At 60.2% G+C, this 20,872-nt stretch carries 21 protein-coding genes; 2 read left to right on the top strand and 19 right to left on the bottom strand.

Features of this window, described 5'->3' with window-relative positions:
• Positions 1-32 precede the first annotated feature (32 nt).
• Positions 33-767, bottom strand: a complete 735-nt coding sequence (locus GVK95_RS03550) for an anti-sigma factor (protein WP_159946598.1) — start codon at positions 765-767, stop codon at positions 33-35.
• On the bottom strand, positions 764-1,315 hold the full coding sequence (locus GVK95_RS03545) for a sigma-70 family RNA polymerase sigma factor (protein ID WP_159946596.1): 552 nt from the start codon (positions 1,313-1,315) through the stop codon (positions 764-766). Before GVK95_RS03545 ends, GVK95_RS03550 begins: the two co-directional genes overlap by 4 nt.
• A 264-nt stretch (positions 1,316-1,579) precedes the next feature.
• Here GVK95_RS03545 and GVK95_RS03540 point away from each other — a divergent pair, with 264 nt between their 5' ends.
• Positions 1,580-2,365 (top strand): DUF4394 domain-containing protein, encoded by a 786-nt coding sequence (locus GVK95_RS03540; protein ID WP_159946594.1) that lies wholly within the window; start codon positions 1,580-1,582, stop codon positions 2,363-2,365.
• 155 nt (positions 2,366-2,520) lie between these two features.
• On the opposite strand, the gene GVK95_RS03535 is transcribed toward GVK95_RS03540, so the two are convergent.
• The 9 genes from GVK95_RS03535 to GVK95_RS03495 form a co-directional block, all read right to left on the bottom strand.
• Complete coding sequence (locus tag GVK95_RS03535; RefSeq protein WP_159946592.1) at positions 2,521-3,348, bottom strand: alpha/beta hydrolase; 828 nt, start codon at positions 3,346-3,348, stop codon at positions 2,521-2,523.
• 385 nt (positions 3,349-3,733) lie between these two features.
• On the bottom strand, positions 3,734-5,056 hold the full coding sequence (locus tag GVK95_RS03530) for a DUF2778 domain-containing protein (protein WP_159946590.1): 1,323 nt from the start codon (positions 5,054-5,056) through the stop codon (positions 3,734-3,736).
• 220 nt (positions 5,057-5,276) lie between these two features.
• Positions 5,277-5,981 carry an SDR family oxidoreductase gene (locus GVK95_RS03525; protein ID WP_159946588.1) on the bottom strand — a complete coding sequence of 235 codons (705 nt, stop codon included), beginning with the start codon at positions 5,979-5,981 and terminating at the stop codon, positions 5,277-5,279.
• 126 nt (positions 5,982-6,107) lie between these two features.
• Positions 6,108-6,512, bottom strand: a complete 405-nt coding sequence (locus GVK95_RS03520; RefSeq protein WP_081593121.1) for a hypothetical protein — start codon at positions 6,510-6,512, stop codon at positions 6,108-6,110.
• 169 nt (positions 6,513-6,681) lie between these two features.
• Entirely contained in the window at positions 6,682-7,770 is a 1,089-nt protein-coding gene (ugpC, locus tag GVK95_RS03515; RefSeq protein ID WP_159946586.1) for a sn-glycerol-3-phosphate ABC transporter ATP-binding protein UgpC, read from the bottom strand.
• Positions 7,771-7,785: 15 nt separating this feature from the next.
• Positions 7,786-9,441 (bottom strand): alpha-glucosidase family protein, encoded by a 1,656-nt coding sequence (locus GVK95_RS03510; protein ID WP_159946584.1) that lies wholly within the window; start codon positions 9,439-9,441, stop codon positions 7,786-7,788.
• Between the two features lie 37 nt (positions 9,442-9,478).
• Entirely contained in the window at positions 9,479-10,624 is a 1,146-nt protein-coding gene (locus GVK95_RS03505; protein ID WP_159946582.1) for a carbohydrate ABC transporter permease, read from the bottom strand.
• 1 nt (position 10,625) lies between these two features.
• The gene (locus GVK95_RS03500) at positions 10,626-11,636 is read right to left on the bottom strand and encodes a sugar ABC transporter permease (protein WP_159946580.1); all 1,011 of its coding nucleotides are present in this window, start codon (positions 11,634-11,636) and stop codon (positions 10,626-10,628) included.
• A gap of 125 nt (positions 11,637-11,761) precedes the next feature.
• Positions 11,762-13,120, bottom strand: a complete 1,359-nt coding sequence (locus tag GVK95_RS03495) for an ABC transporter substrate-binding protein (protein ID WP_159946578.1) — start codon at positions 13,118-13,120, stop codon at positions 11,762-11,764.
• Between the two features lie 293 nt (positions 13,121-13,413).
• Here GVK95_RS03495 and GVK95_RS03490 point away from each other — a divergent pair, with 293 nt between their 5' ends.
• Positions 13,414-14,448, top strand: a complete 1,035-nt coding sequence (locus GVK95_RS03490) for a substrate-binding domain-containing protein (protein WP_159946576.1) — start codon at positions 13,414-13,416, stop codon at positions 14,446-14,448.
• A gap of 18 nt (positions 14,449-14,466) precedes the next feature.
• Here GVK95_RS03490 and folD read toward each other — a convergent pair whose 3' ends face one another.
• From folD to fliQ, 8 genes are all read right to left on the bottom strand, one after another.
• Entirely contained in the window at positions 14,467-15,366 is a 900-nt protein-coding gene (folD, locus tag GVK95_RS03485) for a bifunctional methylenetetrahydrofolate dehydrogenase/methenyltetrahydrofolate cyclohydrolase FolD (protein ID WP_159946574.1), read from the bottom strand.
• Positions 15,367-15,568: 202 nt separating this feature from the next.
• A complete protein-coding gene (locus GVK95_RS03480; protein ID WP_159946572.1) occupies positions 15,569-16,108 on the bottom strand; it encodes a hypothetical protein in 540 nt (179 codons plus the stop codon).
• Entirely contained in the window at positions 16,108-16,476 is a 369-nt protein-coding gene (locus GVK95_RS03475) for a hypothetical protein (protein WP_007597150.1), read from the bottom strand. Before GVK95_RS03475 ends, GVK95_RS03480 begins: the two co-directional genes overlap by 1 nt.
• Positions 16,477-16,502: 26 nt before the next feature.
• Positions 16,503-17,060: a rod-binding protein gene (locus GVK95_RS03470; RefSeq protein ID WP_159946570.1), complete on the bottom strand. Its 558-nt coding sequence runs from the start codon at positions 17,058-17,060 to the stop codon at positions 16,503-16,505.
• Positions 17,061-17,093: 33 nt separating this feature from the next.
• Positions 17,094-17,504, bottom strand: a complete 411-nt coding sequence (locus GVK95_RS03465; RefSeq protein WP_159946568.1) for a hypothetical protein — start codon at positions 17,502-17,504, stop codon at positions 17,094-17,096.
• Between the two features lie 124 nt (positions 17,505-17,628).
• Positions 17,629-18,378, bottom strand: coding sequence for a flagellar biosynthetic protein FliR (fliR, locus tag GVK95_RS03460; RefSeq protein WP_159946566.1), 750 nt, complete (start codon positions 18,376-18,378; stop codon positions 17,629-17,631).
• Positions 18,375-20,462, bottom strand: a complete 2,088-nt coding sequence (flhA, locus tag GVK95_RS03455; protein WP_159946564.1) for a flagellar biosynthesis protein FlhA — start codon at positions 20,460-20,462, stop codon at positions 18,375-18,377. The genes fliR and flhA overlap by 4 nt, the downstream gene beginning before the upstream one ends.
• Positions 20,463-20,587: 125 nt before the next feature.
• Entirely contained in the window at positions 20,588-20,854 is a 267-nt protein-coding gene (gene fliQ / locus GVK95_RS03450) for a flagellar biosynthesis protein FliQ (RefSeq protein ID WP_007597140.1), read from the bottom strand.
• Positions 20,855-20,872: the final 18 nt, after the last annotated feature.

Raw genomic sequence — 20,872 nt, 5'->3', positions numbered from 1 at the left:
TGACACCGGTAGCGATTTAAATCACGCCAATCTCAGCGCGGCACCTTGGCAAAGCCTTTGCCGAGGATCGGGCCTGTTGGCCGGCCTGTCGGAGAGCCACCCAGCGGTTCGACGGTGATTTCATAAAGCTGCGCCTCCTGTGGCCCCGGCAGCCGAGGACCTTCCACCGTAACGGTGCGCCAGCTGTCGAGAACGCCCAGCGAGACCGGTCCCAAGTCCTTCGACGGCAGCGTCCAGACCTGCAGCGAGCGATCGGCGGGCACGTCGACATCGACCAGCGGCGTGACCCTTGCGGCATCATTGCCGAAATCCTCGATCATCACCACCGGCTGGCCGGCATCGTTCATCAGGATGGCGATGACCTGCGGATCAGGCTGGTTGGTCAGGGTATAGGCGAGGCCGGCAAGCAGGAGGACCGAGGCTGCCGTTGCCGACAATGCCACGCGCTTCCAGCGGCCGAGTGCACCGATTGCATTGTCGTTCGCCGGTACGTCGACGGACGCCGCGGCCTGTTCGTCCGCTGTCATAGCTGGCACCGCATCCGGCACCTTCAGCCGGGTTTCGATACGTGTCCACAGATCTGCTGACACGCTCGTTGCCCTGCCGGCCAGATCGAGTTCGAGGAAGCGGTCGCGGGCAAGACCGACGGCCCGTTGCAGAGCGGTGTCATCTTCCAGGGCCGCTTCGAACACCTGGCGATCTGTCTCGTCCATCAGGCCGAGCACATAGGCATCGGCGCGTTCATCGATGTTCAATGGGTCGGTCATGCCATGCACTCCCGCAATGCCAGAAGAGAGCGGCGGATCCAGGCCTTGGCCGTTCCGAGCGGCAGTTTCAACCGACCGGCGATCTCGCCGTGGCTGTAGCCCGAGACATAGGCCATCAGCACGGTCTTGCGGCGCAAGGCGTCCAGGCGCGACAGGCAGGCGCGAAGGCGGCTCGATTGATCGAGATCGTCGAACAGATCGGCAAACAGGCCATCCTGCGCCTCGTCCTGCAGTCGTTCCAGGCTTTCCGTATCGGTCAGTTCCTCGCGCCGTCCGTCGCGGATGGCATTGAGCGAGCGGCTCTTGACCACGGCATAGAGCCAGCCGCGGGCGGAACCGCGTTCGGGACTATATTGCCCGGCCTTCTGCCAGATCTGCAGGAAGGCTTCCTGGACGATCTCCTCGGCCAGATCGTGGCGGCGCAGAATGCGCTCGGCGACCGTCACCATGCGCGCGGCCTCGCTGTGATAGATCACGGCAAGTCCCTTGCGGTCCCCGGCAGCACACGCCTTCAGCGCCGTCTCCAGCCGCTGTTGCGGATCCTCCATCCGAACTCCTTCTTGTCGTCTTTTCAAAGCGTAGCGGCGCGGCGGGCGATTGCAAGTCTTGTTACCCGCGCCGTGATGCCGACGATCCGTATGCCCGATCAATCCCATGTGTTCATCCCTTCTACGCATGAGACACGGCAGCAGACGATTTGGATGCAAAAATAAATCTGAATTCGCTGCATCCAAAGTGCAGCGCCCGCGTGTCTAGGGTTCAGGAGGCGCCATTCCGGCGTGTTCCGGATCCATTCAATTCGGGAGAAGACCATGAAGACCTTGAGCATCCTCACCCTGACAGCCGCAACCGCACTCACCGCGTTTTCCGCGCATGCAGCCCCTGCGCTCGGGCTTGCCGGCGACAAGACGCTGGTGATGTTCGACACCGACAAGCCGGATGCGACAAAAACGATGGACGTGACCGGTGTGACCAAACTGGTCGGCCTCGACTTTCGCCCGGGCACCAAGACCATTGTCGGCGTGACGGCAGACAGCGTCATCGTCACGATCGACCCCGCAACCGGTGCTGCCACCGAAGTTGCCAAGATGGACAAGCCGCTGACGATCGGCGAGGCGCCGGTGGTCGTCAATTTCAACCCGGCCGCCGATCGCCTGCGCTACATGACCGGCACCACGAACTATCGCGTCCATCCGGACACCGGTGCCGTCACCGTCGATGGCAATCTCGTCTTCGAAGAGGGCGACATGCACAAGGGCGAAGCGCCGAACACAGTGGCGGCCGCCTATACCAATTCGATGGGCAAGCCGGAAAAGACGGCGATGTACAATATCGATGCGACGATCGGTGCGCTGATCCAGCAGACCAAGCCGAATGACGGCACGCTGAAGGCGATCGGCAAGCTGGGCATCGAAGGCATGCCGAAGACCTATGCCTTCGACATCCAGGCTACCGGTGAAGGCAAGAATACCGCCTGGCTGGTCGCCGACAACAGCCTCTACACGGTCAATCTGGAAACAGGTGCCGCCACCAAGGCTGGCATGCTCGCCGGGGTCGATATGCCGGTGCGTGCGATTACCGTAATGCCGGTGATGTAAACCGGACAAAGCGATCCCTCGCCCTGCTGGGGTGGCGAGGGTCAGGGTGAGGGGTACGAGTTCAGCGCGTCCCGAGTTCGACGCTTGCCCCTCACCCGCCTCCCCTTCGCAATTGATCCTTCTCCCCGTTGAGGGAGAAGGATCTTTGCATTAGCTCAGCCGCGGATGAAACCCAGGACATCGGCGTTGAACTTGTCCGCCTGCAACTGGGCCAGACCATGCTGGCCGCCTTCATAGACCTTGAAGACCGAACCCTTGACAAGCTTCGCAGCCTTTTCAGCCGTTGCCTTGATCGGCACGATCTGATCGTCGTCGCCGTGGATGATCAGCGTCGGCTTATCGATCGATGTCAGGTCGTCGGTGTAGTCGACTTCCGAAAATTCCCGGATGCAGTCGTACTGGCCCTTGATGCCGCCAGCGAGACCCTGCAGGCGGAAGCTCTCGCGGAAGCCTTCATTGACGGTGACGCCCTCGCGGTTGAAGCCGTAGAAGGGCAGCGTCAGGTCGTAGTAGAATTGCGACCGGTTGTTTGCGGTACCGGCACGAATGCTGTCGAACACCTCCATCGGCACACCCTCCGGATTGGCGTCCGTCTTCAACATCAGTGGCGGCACGGCACCGACCAGGACGACCTTGGCAACACGGGCCGAGCCATGGCGACCGATATAGTGGGCCACTTCGCCGCCGCCGGTCGAATGGCCGATCATGACGATGTCTTTCAGGTCGAGCTTCTCGATCAGTTCGGCCAGATCATCGGCATACTGATCCATCGTATTGCCGTTCCAGGGCTGGTCCGAACGACCGTGGCCACGGCGATCATGGGCGATGACCCGGTAGCCCTGCAGGCCGAAATACAGCATCTGCGCATCCCAGGCATCCGACGACAGCGGCCAGCCGTGCGAGAAGAGGACAGGCTGACCGTCTCTGGAACCCCAGTCCTTGTAGAAGATGTTTGTGCCGTCCTTGGTGGTGATGCTGCTCATGGTCAAATCTCCTGGGTTGCTAGAAGCGAATGAAGGGGTTGCGAATGCCGGGGCATTCACCAAAGCGAGTGCTGCGAATGCCGTTCCGGCCACGAGGGCGTCCCTGCGGGTGAGGGAGAGTGCAGTTGAGTTTCGATCCGACATTTGGCTGCTCTTTTGTTTGTGTGCGATTTGTTTGTGCGCAATAGATATTGCGCAGATTTGCGCGCCTGTCAATTGCCATCAATTAAATAGTGCACAATTTTTATCGGCCGCTAAATGCCGTATGGCAGTGCGATGACCAGCACGGCGCCGAGCCGCGCTTTCCATCAGGCTTGCCACCAACAAAAATACCCCCGACCGGGACGGTCGAGGGCATGAATGGTCACGACGAAGGCAGAAACCGCTAGAGCATCGCCATGTATTTCGGCAGTTCGCGCATGCTTGGCACGACGACCAGCGTCTTCACATTGCCGCGCTTGAAGGCATTGAGGAAGCGATTGTAGTCCTCGAACACGACGCAGCCGGAACTGTCGCCTCGTCGCCGCAGCAGATAGGTGTGAGTCAGGAAGCCGTCGCGATTGTACATCCTGGAATCGCCGACCGGGGTCATGCGGATCGCCTCGATGCCATGAAAGCGGGATTCACGCATGCGCAGGTTATAGACATTCGGCGGGGTGGGCCCCTGGTTCTTCATGTGGACAAACTTCGGCTTGTCGCGCATGTGGCCGCGTCCCGAATGGGCCTCGAGCTTTTCGCCGTTCGGCATGTGAACGACGGCCTCGTCGATCACGTAGACCGCGATCCGGCTGCCGGCACCCGGGAGTTTCGACTTGCGGCTGAACAGGCCACCGGCACCATCATCGGTGGTGATCGGATTGTCCGGCTTGGCATAGGCCAGCATGCTGGACAGCGTCTTGGTCTTTTTCGGTTTGGCCGGCGCTGCAGGCGTCTCCGTGCTCAGCGGCACTACCAGGACGGCCTTGGGCTTCGGCTTTGCGCCCGGTATCGGGCCATCATCCGGCAGGGCATCGTGGTCCATGTCCGGCTCGGACAACAATTCGACGAATGGCTCCTCGCGCGGGTCGGCTGAGGCAACCACGTCAGCGGCCGTCGATGGAGCGGCATAGCCGAGTGCCATTGTCGCCGCTGTGCCGGCGGCTACGGGAATGGAGGCGGTCATCACCGGATCAATGTCATCGGCGGCGGTGCGGCGTTCATGGGCCGCTGTGGCAAGACCAGCCTGCTGGCGGGTCGCTTCCGCTTCGACCAGCGCGTCTCGCAGGACAGCCATGGCCTGCGGATCGGTGAAGCTCTCGATCCGGGCAAGCAGGAGGCGATCGGACTTGTCGACTTCGGCCAGCCGCATGGCGGCCGGCAACATCAGCAGGCCAAGATGATCGGTCGCGGCGATCGCATCGGCAAACCGGGCACGCATCTTTTCGAGCGCGGCATGCTGCATGCTGGCCGTGGTAATCGGGCGTGGGGCCAGAGGCTGGGCGAGCGCCAATGTGGGTCGCGGCAGCGAATGGCCGATCAGAACGGGTGCTTCGATGGCCGAACTGGACAGGCCCTTGACGATTGCAAGGGTGGCCATGGCCCAGAAGCCGCAAGCAAGACCGATGCCCATGATGGTCGGCATGCTGGAGCCGCGCTTCTTGCTGCGCGACTTTGTCTTCACAACGGCGGTCGCATTGCCACCGGACACCAACTTTGTCGAGGACGCCATACTGTTACTCGCTACCGAACACACATGGCATCAATACGGCGATGCCAACACGCTTACAGGTCAGACAGCGGGAGATCCCGTGCTGTCGGATGCCCTAAAGAATGAAGAAGTTTGGTAACCAAGAGGTTTACGCGCCGATCTTTCTTGTCACATGGCGGGATGAAATTCGATCCATCCCGCCAAAATCTGGTGCATCACCAGTTATGCGCCGCGCAAAAGCTCAGACTGCGCGCGTCAGGCCACCGTCCACCTTGATGTTCTGGCCGGTGATATAACCCGCCCCGGAAGAGGCCAGAAATGCGACCGTTGCGGCGACTTCCTCGCTCGTGCCATAGCGCTTCATCGGCACCCCGTCGCGGCGCTCTTCGGTGGCCGGCAGGCTGTCGATCCAGCCCGGAAGCACGTTGTTCATCCGGATGTTTTCAGCCGCATAGGTATCGGCAAAGATCTTGGTGAAGGCGGCGAGCCCGGCACGCGCGACGGCCGAGGTCGGGAACATGGCGCTCGGCTCGAAGGCCCATGCCGTCGAGATGTTGATGATCACGCCCGATTTCTGCGCCTGCATGATCGGCGTGACCAGACGGGTCGGGCGGATGACGTTCAGCAGATAGACGTCGATGCCCTTGTGCCAGTCCTCATCGGTAATTTCGAGGATCTGCGCGCGTGGACCGTGGCCGGCGCTGTTAACCAGAACGTCGACCCTGCCCCAGGTTGACATGGTGCTGTCGACCAGGCGCCTGAGGTCGTCATTCGACTGGTTGGAGCCGGTGACGCCGATCCCGCCGAGTTCCTGCGCCAATGCCTCGCCCTTGCCGGAGGACGACAGGATCGCAACCTTGAAGCCGTCTGCGGCCAGCCGCTTGGCAGCGGCTGCTCCCATTCCGCTTCCGCCGGCAGTGACGATGGCAACCTTTTGTTCCGACATTGATTATTCTCCCTGTGTTTGGTCGGGAGAATCATGAGCTTTGCAGCCGATGTCCAGTCAGAAAAACTGAAGGCCGGTGCAGCTTGCGCCACACCGGCCTTCGATCACGAAACGAAAGAAGCGGCCTTACCAGCTGCGAACGTCGAGCACGCGGTCCCTGTGTGCCGGATGGGTGGAGAAGACGAAGATACGGTCGAGTTCCTTCTGGGTCAGCAGACGCAGGAAGCGGATCTCGGCGGTATTGTTGGAAAACGTCTTCAGCAGGATGCTGCCGATCTTGTTGATGCGTGCATCCGGAATGTCGAAGTAGAATTGCTTGGGAAGATTGACCTGCGTGATCAGCGAAATGATCGCCCCGCTCATCGAGATGCGGACGACGTCGCAACGGCGCGCGGCCATATGCGTCATGCCGTTCTCGGTATATTCGAGACGTCCCGCGTTCATCGTATCTTCCATGCGGTACCGGTTTTCCCGGTCGTACATGAAGGATTCTTCCTTTTTCAGAAAATGAGAACCACTTGGCGCTGCCATTGTTCCTGTCCCTATTTTTTGTCCGTTCTTATGAGCAAAAAGCTAGCAGTGACAGTTTAACAGTCGGTATTTTTGGCGGCTCATTCCTGGGTGCAAAAGGGCCCTGTCGCAACTACGGCTAACAGGGCCTTAATCCTCGACGAGGCGAAGACACTCCGAAAACCGGTATTCAACGGCGATAGGTCTGCCCGGCTGCGTCAAAAAGGTGCAGCTTCGACTTGTCTGCGGAGAAGCGCAGCTTCGTGCCCTTCTTAACATCGACGATACCCGGTAGCTTGACGACGATCGGCGCGTCGTCGGCCGGCCCCTGGACGTAGAGCATCGTCACTTCGCCCAGCGCTTCGACGATATCGACCAGCCCCTCGAAGAGATATTCGTCACCGGCGGCAATCGCGATGTCTTCAGGGCGAACGCCGAAACTTGCGGGTTTGCCCTTTTCGGTGGCCTGCGTCGCAATATCGACAGCGACCGTGCTGCCATCCTTGAGCTTCAACGTGGTCGCCTGACCGGCTTCGGCAATGGTTGCCGGCATGATGTTCATCGCCGGAGAGCCGATGAACTGGGCGACGAAGAGGTTTGCCGGGCGCTCGTAGAGTTCGAGCGGCGGGCCGACCTGCTCGATGCGACCGGCAGACAGCACGACGATCCGGTCGGCAAGCGTCATTGCCTCGACCTGGTCATGGGTGACGTAGATCATCGTCGTGTCCGGCATGCTGTCGTTGAGCTTGGCGATCTCGATGCGGGTGGCGACGCGCAGGGCCGCGTCCAGGTTCGACAGCGGCTCGTCGAAGAGAAAGACCTTCGGGTCGCGGCAGATGGCGCGCCCGATGGCGACGCGCTGGCGCTGGCCACCGGACAGCGCCTTCGGCAGGCGGTCGAGATAGGGGCCGAGCTGGAGGATGTCGCCTGCCGCACGCACGCGCCGGTCGATCTCCTGCTTGCTCTCGCCGGCAATGCGCATGCCAAACGCCATGTTGTCGTAGACCGTCATATGCGGGTAAAGCGCATAGGACTGGAATACCATGGCGATGCCGCGCTTGGAGGGCGGGATATCGTTGACGCGCTGGCCATCGATGAGCATTTCACCGCTGGTAATGTCCTCAAGGCCGGCAATCATGCGCAGAAGCGTTGACTTCCCGCAGCCCGACGGCCCGACAAAGACGATGAACTCGCCCTGCTTGATGTCGAGATCGATCCCGTGCAGAACCTTGACCTGCCCGTATGCCTTGCGAATATCCTTGAGAACCAAGCCCGTCATTGTCTTCCTCCCCTTTTAGACATGACGCGCGAAATACGCGCCCCATGCCGGCAATTCTACGTGGTTGCCGTTCATCTCATTTGTGAAGCCATGGCCATCGAGCGCCACCCATTCGCCGGCCGGAAGCGCAATTGCGCTCGCCTCCGGGCTCATGTTGAACAGGCAGAGCAGCGTCTCGTTGCCGAAGGATCGCGTATAGGCCAGCTGTGTATCGCCGGCCGCGTGGAATTCGATATCGCCCTTGGCAAAGGCGGGATGCTTGCGGCGGAACGACAGGAACCTGCGGTAATGCTCGAGAACCGTCTCGTCCTTGCCGACTTGCGTGTTCACCGACCGCAGCACATGCTCCACCGGGATCGGCAGCCAGGTCTTGGCGGCTGTCGAGAAACCGGCCTGTGCCGCATGATTGTCCCAGACCATCGGCGTGCGGCAACCGTCACGCCCCTTGAATTCGGGCCAGAACTGGATGCCATAAGGATCCTGCAAGTCTTCGAAGGCAATGTCGGCCTCGGTCAGGCCAAGTTCTTCGCCCTGATAGATGCAGACCGAGCCGCGTTGGGTCAGCAGCAGTGCCGACATCATCTTGGCATAGGTGTCCCGGTCGAGCACGTCAGCGCCCCAGCGGCTGATGTGGCGGACGACGTCGTGGTTGGAAAATGCCCAGCAGGCCCAGCCTTCCGGGGCTGCCGCGGCAAAATTGATCTGCGTCTGCCTGACCACATCCGGCGTCAGCGGTTCCGGCGCCAGGAATTCGAAGGCGTAGCACATCTGCATCTTGTCATTGCCGGAGGTGTATTCACCGACGATCTCGAGACCACGCTGGCTGTCGCCCACTTCGCCGACGGCGGCAATCGCCGGATATTCGTCGAGCAGTGCCCGAAACCGCTTGAGGAAGGCAATGTTTTCCGGCCGGTTCTTGTCGTAGAGGTGTTCCTGGAAATTGTACGGGTTGACCGCCGGTGCCGTCGAGGCATTGCGGCGCTCCGGGGCGAGCGCCGGATTGTCGCGCAATTCCTTGTCGTGGAAGTAGAAGTTGATGGTGTCGAGACGGAAGCCGTCAACGCCGCGCTCCAGCCAGAAGCGGGTGGCGGCGAGCAGCGCGTCCTGCACTTCCGGATTGTGCAGGTTCATGTCGGGCTGCGAGGTCAGGAAGTTGTGCATGTAATATTGCATGCGGGTCGGATCCCACTGCCATGCCGACCCACCAAAGATCGACAGCCAGTTGTTCGGCGGCGTGCCGTCCGGCTTCGGATCCGACCAGACATACCAGTCCGACTTCGGATTGACGCGGCTCGAGCGGCTTTCGACAAACCACGGATGCTGATCCGACGAGTGCGACATGACGAGATCGATCATAACGCGGATGCCCAGGCGATGGGCCTCGGCGATCAGCCCGTCGAAATCGGTCAGCGAGCCGAACATCGGATCGACGTCGACATAGTTCGACACATCGTAGCCGAAGTCCTTCATCGGCGAGGCGAAGAAGGGCGAGATCCAGATCGCATCGGCGCCAAGTTCGGCAATATGATGCAGGCGCGCGGTGATGCCCTTGAGGTCACCGATGCCGTCGCCATTGCTGTCCTGGTAGGAGCGCGGATAGATCTGGTAGATCACCGCACCCCGCCACCAGTCCTTGTCGGCCGTCAGCATCGATTGCGTCGTAGAGCTCATGATAGGTCCTTGTGCATGTCAGTGAAGCTTCGTGCGCTCAACCGCCCTTGACCGAGCCAGCGAGCAGACCCCGGACGAGGTAGCGCTGCAGGGCAAAGAAGACGCAGAGCGGAACGATGATGGTGATGAAGGCGGATGCCGTCAGGATTTCCCAGTTGCCGCCGCGCGACCCGAGCAGGTTGACCAGCCGTCCGGTCAGGACGAGTTCGTTGTCGCCTGAACCGAGGAAAACCATCGCGATCAGCAGGTCGTTCCAGGTCCAGAGGAACTGGAAGATGGCAAATGATGCCAGCGCCGGATAGGACAGCGGCAGGACGATCTTGATGAAGATTTCGAAATCGGAGGCACCGTCGACGCGGGCCGATTCCATGATCTCGCGCGGCAGGCCGGCGATGTAGTTGCGCAGCAGGTAAATGGCGAGCGGCAGGCCGAAGCCCATATGCGCCAGCCAGATGCCGACATATCCCTTGGCCGGCACGCCGAAGAAGGCACCGACGCCATTGTACATCTTGAGGAGCGGGATCAGCGACATCTGTAGCGGCACGACGAGCAGGCCGACGATGACCGCAAGCAGGATGGAGCGGCCCGGAAATTTCATCCAGGCGAGTGCGTAAGCGGCAAAGGCAGCAACCAGGATCGGGATGATGGTCGACGGAATGGCCACCGTCAGCGAATTGATGAAGGACTTGCCGATGCCTTCGGAATTCAGCACCGTCTGGTAGTTCTCCAGCGTGAACCGCGGCGGGACGGCCGAGGTGAAGAAGATGCGGTCGCCGCGTGAACCTTCAAATGCCTTGGGCGATTCCAGGCGGAAATCGCCGTTTTCCTGCAGCGTCAGCTTGCTGCCGTCATTGCGTTCGGCAACCGCGCCCGGTTCGAAATCGGCAGGCTTGTTGATGTTGACGCCGAAGGCGCTGACGGTTCCGCCCTTGCCGTCGAAGACATTGCCGGCGATGACGAACTGGCCATTTTCCTCGACCTGGGCGCTGGCAGGCGGCGCCCGGTAGATGGCGTTCTGGCTGGATGTGGTCAGCGCCGTCCACCAGCCGGAAGCGACGATCTGGTCCTTGTCACGCAGGGACGAGATCAGCAGACCGGCGGTCGGCAGGGTCCAGAGCGCGACTAATAGCAGGACGGTGAGATTGACGACGATCGTCAGCGGCGAAAGCTTGGTGGCGTGCATCTCAGTGTCCTTCCATTTCGCGGCGGGCATTGCGGATGTTCCAGATCATGATCGGCACGACCATGATCATGATGACGACTGCGATGGCGGCACCCTTGCCGAAATCGCCGCCGCCGCGGAACATCCAGTCGAACATCAGGTTGGCGAGAACCTGTGTCTGCCACTGGCCGTTGGTCATCGCGAGGACGATGTCGAAGACCTTGAGGACGAGGATGGTGATCGTGGTCCAGACGACCGCGATCGTGTTCCAGATCTGCGGCACCTTGATCTTCATGAAGATCTGCCAGGGATTTGCGCCATCGATGATCGCAGCCTCGATGGTTTCTTCCGGAATGCCACGCAGCGCTGCCGACAGCAGAACCATGGCGAAACCTGTCTGGATCCAGATCAGGATGACCATCAGGAAGATGTTGTTCCAGAACGGCAGCGCGATCCAGATCTGCGGATCGCCGCCGAAGGCCACGACAATGGCATTGAGGATGCCGATCTGCTCGGAACCGGCATCGCGGTAGTCATAGACGAACTTCCAGATGACCGATGCACCGACGAAGGAGATCGCCATCGGCATGAAGATCAGCGATTTGGCGATATTGCCCCACCAGATGCGGTCAGTCATCGCGGCGATGATCAGGCCGAACAGCGTGGCTGCGGCCGGAACGACGATCAGCCAGAGAAGATTGTTGTAGATCGACTGGCGGAATTCGCCGTCCTGGAACATCCAGCGAAAATTGGCGAGCCCGACATAGTTCTCGCCGGACCGGTCGAGAAACGCATAGACCACCGAGGAAAACAGCGGGTAGACCAGATAGACCGCCAGTGAAATCAGGGCTGGTCCGAGAAACAGCCAGGGGCGGATCAGCGCCGCCTTGCGCAGGTTTTCGGATGCGCGGGTCGTGTCCGCGATGCGCGACGGAAAGATCATGTCGAGCAGCAGGTTGGATCCATAGAAGTAGCCTATGGCTGCCGCGACACCGATGACGATCGTCACTAATGCAAAGAATAGCTGTTCCACTTGCGTTCCCTCCCTTTACGGGGTCCCCCTCGCCATAGGCAAATGGCGCCGGACCGCAGGCATTTTTGTATCGGTCGCCGGGCTCGTTTTGCACGAGCCCGGCGATACTCCCTCTTCGGAGAGAATTACTTCAGGGCGTCCCAGGCCTTCTGGATCTCGCCGGTCACATCTTCCGCAGACTTGCCACCGGAATAATCCACCATACCGGTCCAGAAGGCGCCGGCGCCGATCTTGCCGGGCATCAGGTCGGAACCGTCGAAGCGGAATGTGGTGGCATTCAGGAGAATGTCGCCCTGCTTGGCCATCGGGGCGTTGGCATAGGCTTCCTTGTTGGCACCCTTGAACGGGGTGAGGAAGCTCGACTGCGCCATCCAGGTCTCATGCGCGATCGGGGTCTTGAGATATTCGATGAAGGCGCGGGCAGCGGGGCTGTCCTTTGCGATCATCGCCAACGTTCCGGCGCCGAGCACCGGGTTGCCGAGGTCGGCCTTGGCAGCATAAGGCGGCATGTAGAAGAAGTCGGCATCTTCGCCGACAACCGTGCCTTCAGGGAAGAAGGACGGGATGAACGAAGCCTGATGGTGCAGATAGCACTTCGGCGGGGCGCCGAAGAGACCCTTCGGGCTGTCGCGGAAGTCGGTCGAAGCCACGGCCTTGGCGCCACCATCGACGAACTTGTCATTGCGGGCGAACCAGCCAAATTCCTCGATCGCACCGATGACGGCCGGATCGTTGAACTTGACGTCGTTGGTGACCCACTTGTCGTAGACATCAGCTGGTTGCGTGCGCAGCATCATGTCTTCGACCCAGTCGGTTGCCGGCCAGCCGGTCGCACCGCCCGAACCAAGGCCGATGCACCACGGGGTGCCACCGTCCGCGACAATCTTCTCGGTCAGCGCCTTCAGCTCTTCCATGGTCTTGGGCACTTCATAGCCGGCGTCCTCAAAGTTTTCCGGCACGTACCAGACCAGCGATTTCACGTCGATCTTGTAGGGCAGTGCGTAAAGGGCAGCCGTGCCGTCCTTGCCCTTGTAGGTCGAGAGATCGACCCAGGACTGGCCGGCGGAATAGTTTTCAAGCAACCAGTTCTTGGTCTCGTCGCCCAGCGGCGTCAGATGGCCCTTGGATGCGAGGTCGGCGATCAGGCCCGGCTGCGGCAGAATGGCAATGTTCGGTGGGCTGCCGGCCTGGGTGTCGATGACGATCTGCTGCTCATAGTTTTCGGACGAGGAATACTGGACGTCTGCGCCCGTGGCTTCCTCGAAATAGGCAAAGATGCTCTCGAACAGAGCCTGGTCTTCGCCGCGCCAGGGTCCGAAGATGGTCAGCGTCTGACCTTTGAGATCATTGGCTTTCTTGAACTCTTCAAAGCTCGCCCAATTGAATTTCGCGTCCTCGCCCGGCTTGAACTTCAATTCGGCGGCAGACGTCATGCCAGCAGCCAGTGCTGCGGCAGCGACCGTGATCAAAAACAGTTTCTTCATGTGATATACCTCCCATCACATATGGACGGCCAAACGTCCATTGGCTCGAAAGCCCCTTCCTCAAAGCGCTTTGGCCTACAAGTCATCCCACTCCGATCCCCGAGGAGTCAAGCGCTATCGCAAATTTGCTCCAAATAGTCGCAAAGCGCATCCTAAAATGGTGCAGGTGCGCGCAAATATGGCAAGTTCGCACTTGTCGCCCACGCGAAAACTGCGGCATAGTCGAAGCGCTTTGAAATGCCGGAGGGAGGAAGAACCGGTGGTTTCCCAGCGAGGGAGAGGAATTGCCTGCCGTGAATCTCAAAGAACTGTCGCTCATGCTCGGCCTGTCGCAAACGACGATCAGCCGCGCCATCAACGGTTACCCCGAGGTCAACGAGGAAACCCGTCAACGCGTGCTGAAGGCGGCCAAGGAGACCGGCTACAGGCCCAACCGGGCTGCCCAGCGCCTGGCCACCGGCAAAGCCGGATCCATCGGCCTGATCATGCCGGTTTCGCCCGATCATGCCTCCGATATCCATTTTGCCGAGTTTCAGGGCGGCTTGGCGGAGGTCGCGATCGAACACGACTTCCACTTCGTCATCATGCCGGCGCGAATGGAAGACGAGCAGGAAGCGATCCGCTGGCTGGTGGCCAGCGGCAGCGTCGATGGCTACTATCTGGCCTATATGCGCGAGAACGATCCGCGCATCACCATGGCGCAGTCCCTGTCGCTGCCCTTCATCGTGCATGGACGATCCTCCGGGCGCACGGCAAACTACCCATTTCTCGATGTCGACAACGAAGGCGCATTCTATGATGCGACGCGTTTCCTGTTGCAGCTTGGGCACAGGCATTTCGCACTGCTGAACGGCCCGGCCGACCTGGACTTTGCCTTGCGTCGCAAACAGGGCACGGAAAAGGCCCTTGCCGAACAGGGGTTGATCCTGGACCCCACCCATATCCGCAACACATTCATGGGCGACGAACAGGGCTATCGCGGCATGAAGGAAATCCTCGGCGGACCGCAGCGGCCGACAGCCGTGCTCTGCGCCAGCACTGTACTGGCGCTCGGTGCCGTCAGGGCGCTCAACGAAGCCCGGCTGAAACTCGGGGTCGACGTGTCGCTCATCGCCCATGATGACGAATTGCCGCTGCTGAAGCCGGAGAATTTCAGCGTCCCGCTGACAACGACACGCTCATCCCTGCGCCAGGCCGGCAAGCGTGTTGCCGAGCGGCTGATCGCCATGATCCACAGCGGCCCGGAGATGCAGCCGCCATTGCAGGAGCTGTGGAAGGTCGACCTGGTCGTCAGGTCCTCGACAGGACCGGCTCCGGCGAAAGACTGATCGCCGGAGCGAGCGACGTCAGAATGTCGGGGCCGCTTCGCCCGCTGCGCGATAGGCCGCAATCACGGTGTTTGCCATCAGCATGGCGATGGTCATCGGACCGACGCCACCCGGTACCGGCGAGATCGCCGCGGCAACCGGCTTGCACTCGGCAAAGGCCACGTCGCCGACGAGGCGGAACTTGCCTTCACCGCGCTCAGGCGCCGCGATCCGGTTGATGCCGACATCGATGATCGTCGCGCCGGGCTTGACCCAGTCGGACTTGACCATTTCCGGGCGACCGACTGCGGCCACCAGAATGTCGGCCTCGCGTGCCAAAGCCGGCAGGTCGCGGCTCCTCGAGTGACCGATCGTCACCGTGGCATTGGCAGCCAGCAGAAGCTGGGCCATCGGCTTGCCGAACAGGTTGGAGCGGCCGATGACCAGCGCATTGAGGCCGGACAGATCGGATCCATGCACCTGGCGCACCAGGATCATAGCGCCGGCCGGCGTGCAGGAGACCAGACCGGTTTTCGTATCGCCGATCGCCAGCTTGCCGGCATTGACCACATGCAGACCATCGACATCCTTTTCCGGCAGGATCGACTGGATCACCGGATCGGAGTTCAACGGCTTGGGAAGCGGAAGCTGGACGAGGATGCCGTCAATGGTCGGATCGGCATTGAGAGACGCGACGAGCGCCATCAGATCGTCCTGAGACGTGTCTTCAGGCAATGTATGCTGGAGGGAATTGAAGCCGCATTGCTTGGCCATCTTGCTCTTGGCGCCGACATAGGCATGGCTTGCCGGATCGTTGCCGACGATCACGACGGCAAGGCCTGGTTTGCGATGGCCGCGCGTTTCAAGGACTGCTGCTGCAGAGGTTACCGCCTCGACCACCGATGCGGCCGCTGCCTTTCCATCAATCACCGTCGTCACTGTCTCTCGCCCTCGCCTCACGTTTCGACAAGCTAGCGTCATCGACCCGGCGCCGTTTGCCTGTCTCCGTCCTATGCTGTCAAATTGCGGCATTTTGCAAGAGTTGCGGCAACGAGATCGGTTCGCGCAATGCAAAACAGGAGGGGCAATCCGGATTGCACCCTCCTGTCTTCAATCTGTGGCCAATGCGAGAGCGGGCGGTTCAGTGGCCCGAACCGGCTGCCGGCTCCTCGACCTTTTCGCCTTCGACGATAACGGTCGCATCCAGCGGCCCACGGCTGTCGCCATCGGCTGCCTTGCGGGCAACCTCCTTGGAGACGTAGTCAAGCTGCTCGATCAGCACCTGGCTGACGAAACCCTCGCCGAGATGGGCATTGATGTCGGTCTTGATCTTCTCGCGGAAGACCGCGACATCAAATCCCTTGGTATTGGCAAGATCGACCATCTTGTTGCCGATCAGCAGGGTGAACAGCTCATCGGTCATCAGTTCGGTCATCGGCAGCTCGACGCCGGTGATCTTCGCCTTATCCATCATGAACGACACGCGGGTGAGGAAGTAGCCCGACACGCCACCATCCGAAATGACCGGAATGGTGATCGGTTCGCCCTTGACCAGTTCAAGCGGGGCCTTGTGATCCTCTTCGCTGGGGCCAGCCGGGGCCGTCGCCAGGCTGATGGCACCGTAGACGGCGCCGAGCGTGACGATGCAGACCCACAGACCAACGGCCAGTAACTTTCCCATCAGAACTCGCTATGCAGAAGGAACTGTTCCTGGGAATAAGTACCGTCGCCATCAGCGTCGCGTACGGCATTCTTCAGGAGATCGGCAACGGCGCGCACAGCGTTCATATGCGCTTCGACGCGGCGCACATTGAGCGCAAGCTTCTTCTTCAGCGAATGCATCTGCTCGACATAGTTGACGGCGATTTCGCGCGGATCCGTCTCTCTGAACAGCATGGTCAGTTCATAGAGGCAACGGCTCTTGTGGGCATTCGACACCTTGAAATCGAATTCGCGATCCTTGCCGATCCGCTCGTTTTCATTGTCGATAATGCGTTCCAGACGACCAAGAACCGTCTTCACACGGTATTCGCTCGAAACAACTTCCATCATGTCACCTCAAAAAAGCATTCTAATTACTGTGCGGACTTGGTTTCGGCAGAGGCGCCGAGCGTGCGCCGTTCAAGATCGGTCACCCAGCTCAAAGCCCGGCTTCGATCAGCTTCGTCCGTCTTGGCATTGGCAGTGTCCTGGCCGCGGGTACGGGCAAGTGCTTCGTCATACATCTGCTGGGCGATGCCGATGCCACCGGAATCCGCGATCACCGAACCCATCTGTTCGGCCATCATGCTCTTCCACATCTCGCCGGCATTGCCCTTGCCATAGACTTCTTCGCTGTCATCCGGCAGCATCGACTGGACGAAATTGGTCAGATAAACCGCTTCAAAGTCGCGGTAGATCTTCGGCGGCTCGCTGCTTTCGGCCTTGTCTGCGGCGGTTGCACGCGCGTCGGCAGTGCTGGCCTTGTTCAGGATCTCAACAGCGTTGCCAAAGCCTGCACCCTTTTCGGCAAGGCTGGTTGCCAGGAAGTTCGCCCGGTTCGTCTTGAGCTTTTCCTGCGCTGCAGCAACTTGCGACGGATCAGCCGCGCGGACAACGTCCAGCACGAGATCGCTCGGAGGGGAAATGGCCACGATGACATCCTCGATATGTGTTCGGGGCGACTATCACTCGTGAAGCTTGCTGGAGGCTGGTGTGGCGAACTGCAGATCGATCAGATCATAGATGGAATTGTCATCGGCTTCGCGATCCTCGTGGTCGCGGGCCTCCCTCATGTTCTCTTCCAGGCGATCACCCTTGGCGCGTTCGCGCATGACCTTCATCTCCTGAACCTGCTGAAGGCCGCGGAGCTGTTTGTCCGAGTTCGACAGGCGATCGAAGCGATCCGCATAATTTTGCGCAAACAGCCGGTGCACCGGTTCCAGCGAACCGATGGCATCCATCACCGAATCCATGGAGACCGTGTTTTCCTCGATGCGTTTCGCGGTCGTGCTGAGATCGCTCTCCGCCATGCGTTCCATGTGACGCTGCACGGCGACCAGGCGTTTCAGTTTTTCGGACTGCTTTTTCGGTCCCATTTGGTGGTCCTCTGGCGCGACCTAGAGCATTTTCTGCGAAAACGGAGTCGCCTCTAATGCTCTATCTCTTTGTTTTTACTCAATTCCTTGCGCAAAACTGGTTCCCATTTTTGCTGGAATTGCACTAGAAGTCGAAAATCATCGGGAAAGACTGGGCAAACTGCATGACCATCGCCGCGATGGAGAAATAGACCAGCAGCAGTCCGCCAATCAGCAGATAAGGCGTGGAAATATAGAAGATCGGGATCTGCGGCGCGAGCTTGTTGACCAGGCCGACGCCGACGTTGAACATCAGACCGAAGATGATGAACGGGCTTGCCAGCCTCAACATCAGCATGAAGGTCTTGGACAGCGTGTCGCTCAGCGTGATCAGCATCTTCTGGGTATCGGGAAAGCCACCCAATGGCATGACCGAATAGGATTCCACCAGAGCGCGGAAGACCACATGGTGGAAATCCAGCATGAAAAGCAGCAGCAAGCCGCCAAAGCTGATCAGGTTGGTCAGCTGGTTTTCGCTGGTGTCTTCGATGACATCGGCAGCACCCGGCGAATTGAAGCCGATGGCCATGGACGTGGCAGATCCGGCAAATTGCAGACCAAGCACGTAAAGCCTGGGAACCAGGCCATACATCGCGCCGATCAGCACTTCGGCGACAATCAGCTGGATGTAGGTGTAGCCGCCACCCGCGACGCGCGGATAGACCGTATCGAACAGGATCGGCAGCAGCGCCAGAGACATCGAGACGGATAGCAACACCCGGATCGTCATCGAAATGCGCGCGGAGGAAAAACCCGGCAAGGTCATCATGCAGGCGCCAATGCGGCAGAAAACCGCAAACAACGCCAGAACGGTCCCTTCCGGGTCTGTTATCATGAAATGGAGCCCAGGATCTTAATTTCGATGCCCTTGGCCAGTTCGACGTGAGACAAAACCGGCAGCGTGGAGAACAAGCGTTCGATAATCATGCGGACATAGGACCGTGTTTCCGGCGACGTGACAAGCACGAAAGGAAGCCCGCGGTCCATAAAGTCGCGGATAACCTGGCTCGCCTGCTCGCTGAACTCTTCGAGGCTGCGTGGATCGATGTCGAACTCCACGACTTCGCCCTTGGCATCGCGCTTCAGCGCCTGGTGGAAAACGAGGTCCCACTTCGAGCCGAGGCGCAGAACGCGCAGGACACCGTTGTCGGTCAGGTCGCCGCAGAGCTGCTGGGCCATGCGCACCCGTACATGCTCGACGATCTGTTCGGTCTTGCGCACATGCGGCGCAAGTTCTGCCACGGCTTCGAGAATCAAATGCAGGTTGCGGATCGAGACGCGTTCAGCCAGCAGAAGCTTCAAGACCGCCTGCAGACCGGAATAGGACATGTGCGACGAGCAGATTTCGTCGGCCAGTTTCTTGTATTCCGGATCGAGGCGATCGATGAGGATCTTGACGTCCTTGTAGGAGAGAAGCTGCGGCAAGTTGTTGCGGATGACTTCGCTGACATGGGTGAGCACGACCGAGACGTTGTCGATCGGGTGGAAGCCTTCGCGCTTCAGTTCCTCGGTAAAGGTTTCCAGGACGGAGACGGCCGGCATGCCAAAAGCGGGTTCGCGGATCTCGTCGCCGGGGACCTTCGGCTTGCGGCCGGAGCCCGTAACCACGAGCACTTCGCCGACACGCAGCGCATTCGATGCGATCGTCGTACCATGGATGCGGATCTGGTAGGACTTGTCCTGAATGGCGATATCATCGGTGACCTTGATTTCCGGCACGACGAAACCGTACTGGCTGGCGAACTTCTTGCGCATCTTGCCGACGCGGAACGCCAGTTCCTGATGGGCGCCGAGCAGGCGGGTCGAGACCAGCTTGCCAAGCGCGAGCTCGATCTCGGCGGTCTTCAGGACCGACTTGACCGAGTCCTTCTCGGCTTCCTTGTTCTGGATGACCTTCTTTTCTTCCTGGTCGCGCTTGACCTTGTTTTCGGCTTCGACCTGACGCGGGATGAACCAGGCGCCGAAAGCCATCATGCCGCCAAGCGCCATGAACGGTATAAAGGGCAGGCCCGGAACCAGCGCCAGGGCGCACATCAGCGAGGCGGCAACCGACAGCGCGCGCGGATAGCCGCTCAGCTGGTTGATGACGGCCTGGTCTGTCGAGCCAGGTGTGCCGCCGCGCGAGACGAGCAGGCCGGCTGCCAGCGAAACGATAAGGGCCGGAACCTGCGAGACGATACCGTCGCCGACAGACAGCTTGACGAAGACGTCGGCGGCTTCGCCGATTTCCATGCCATGGCGGAAATAGCCGATGATGATACCGCCGAAGACGTTGATGCCGGTGATGATCAGGCCGGCGATGGCGTCGCCACGAACGAATTTCGAGGCACCGTCCATCGCACCGAAGAACGAGCTTTCCTGCTCCAGTTCCTTGCGGCGGAACTGCGCTTCCTTTTCGTCGATGATGCCGGCTGACAGGTCGGCATCGATCGACATCTGCTTGCCGGGGATGGCATCGAGGGTGAAGCGGGCGCCGACTTCGGCGATACGCGTGGCACCCTTGGTGATGACGATGAAGTTGACCGTGATCAGGATCATGAAGACGATCAGACCGATAACGAAGTCGCCGCCCATGACCAGGGTGGAGAAACCGGCGATCACGCCGCCGGCAGCGTCATGACCTTCGTGACCGTGGGACAGGATCACACGCGTCGTCGCGATGTTGAGCGACAGACGGATCATGGTTGCGATCAGAAGGATGGTCGGGAAGGACGAGAAATCGAGCGGCCGCTGGATCCACAGGGAGACCATCAGGATCAGCACGGAGAAGGCAATCGAGAAGGCCAGTCCCATGTCGATCAGGAACGGCGGGATCGGCAGGAACAGAATGCCGAGGATCAGGGTGATACCGAGAGCAAAGCCAATATCGCGTCCGCTCGGACTGACCTTCGGAATTACGATTGCAGGAGGTTGCGCCATTTCCGTTCCATCTCTTCATGAGAAGTCATCCTGAAGCCAGGGCTTCGGGCAGTATCGGGAACAGATATAGAAGGCGAAGCTTGCGCGAGGGTGTCAGGAAGCGTCCGGACGCTTAGGCGATCCGATCAGAAACCCGATTGCACGCGGGAAAAAACCATGTTGGCAAAAAGGGAAATCTGCGCGCCGGCGAAGGGGGCGGTGATGCCGATGGTAATCAGGATTGCCAGGATCTTCGGGACGAAAGTCAGGGTCATTTCCTGGACCTGGGTCAGCGCCTGGATCAGCGCGATCACCACACCGACAATCATGCCGGCAGCAACCGCGGGTCCGGATGCCATCAGGATTGTCCAGATGGCAGCCTGCATAATGTCGAGTGCGTCAGCCTCATTCATGAGACGGTGTCCTTCCGG

Source organism: Rhizobium sp. 18065 (assembly GCF_902706095.1).
In the GTDB taxonomy this organism is placed as follows: Bacteria; Pseudomonadota; Alphaproteobacteria; order Rhizobiales; family Rhizobiaceae; genus Allorhizobium.
The sequence above is the reverse complement of the archived record's forward strand: the minus strand, read 5'-3'. Positions and strand labels throughout refer to the sequence as shown.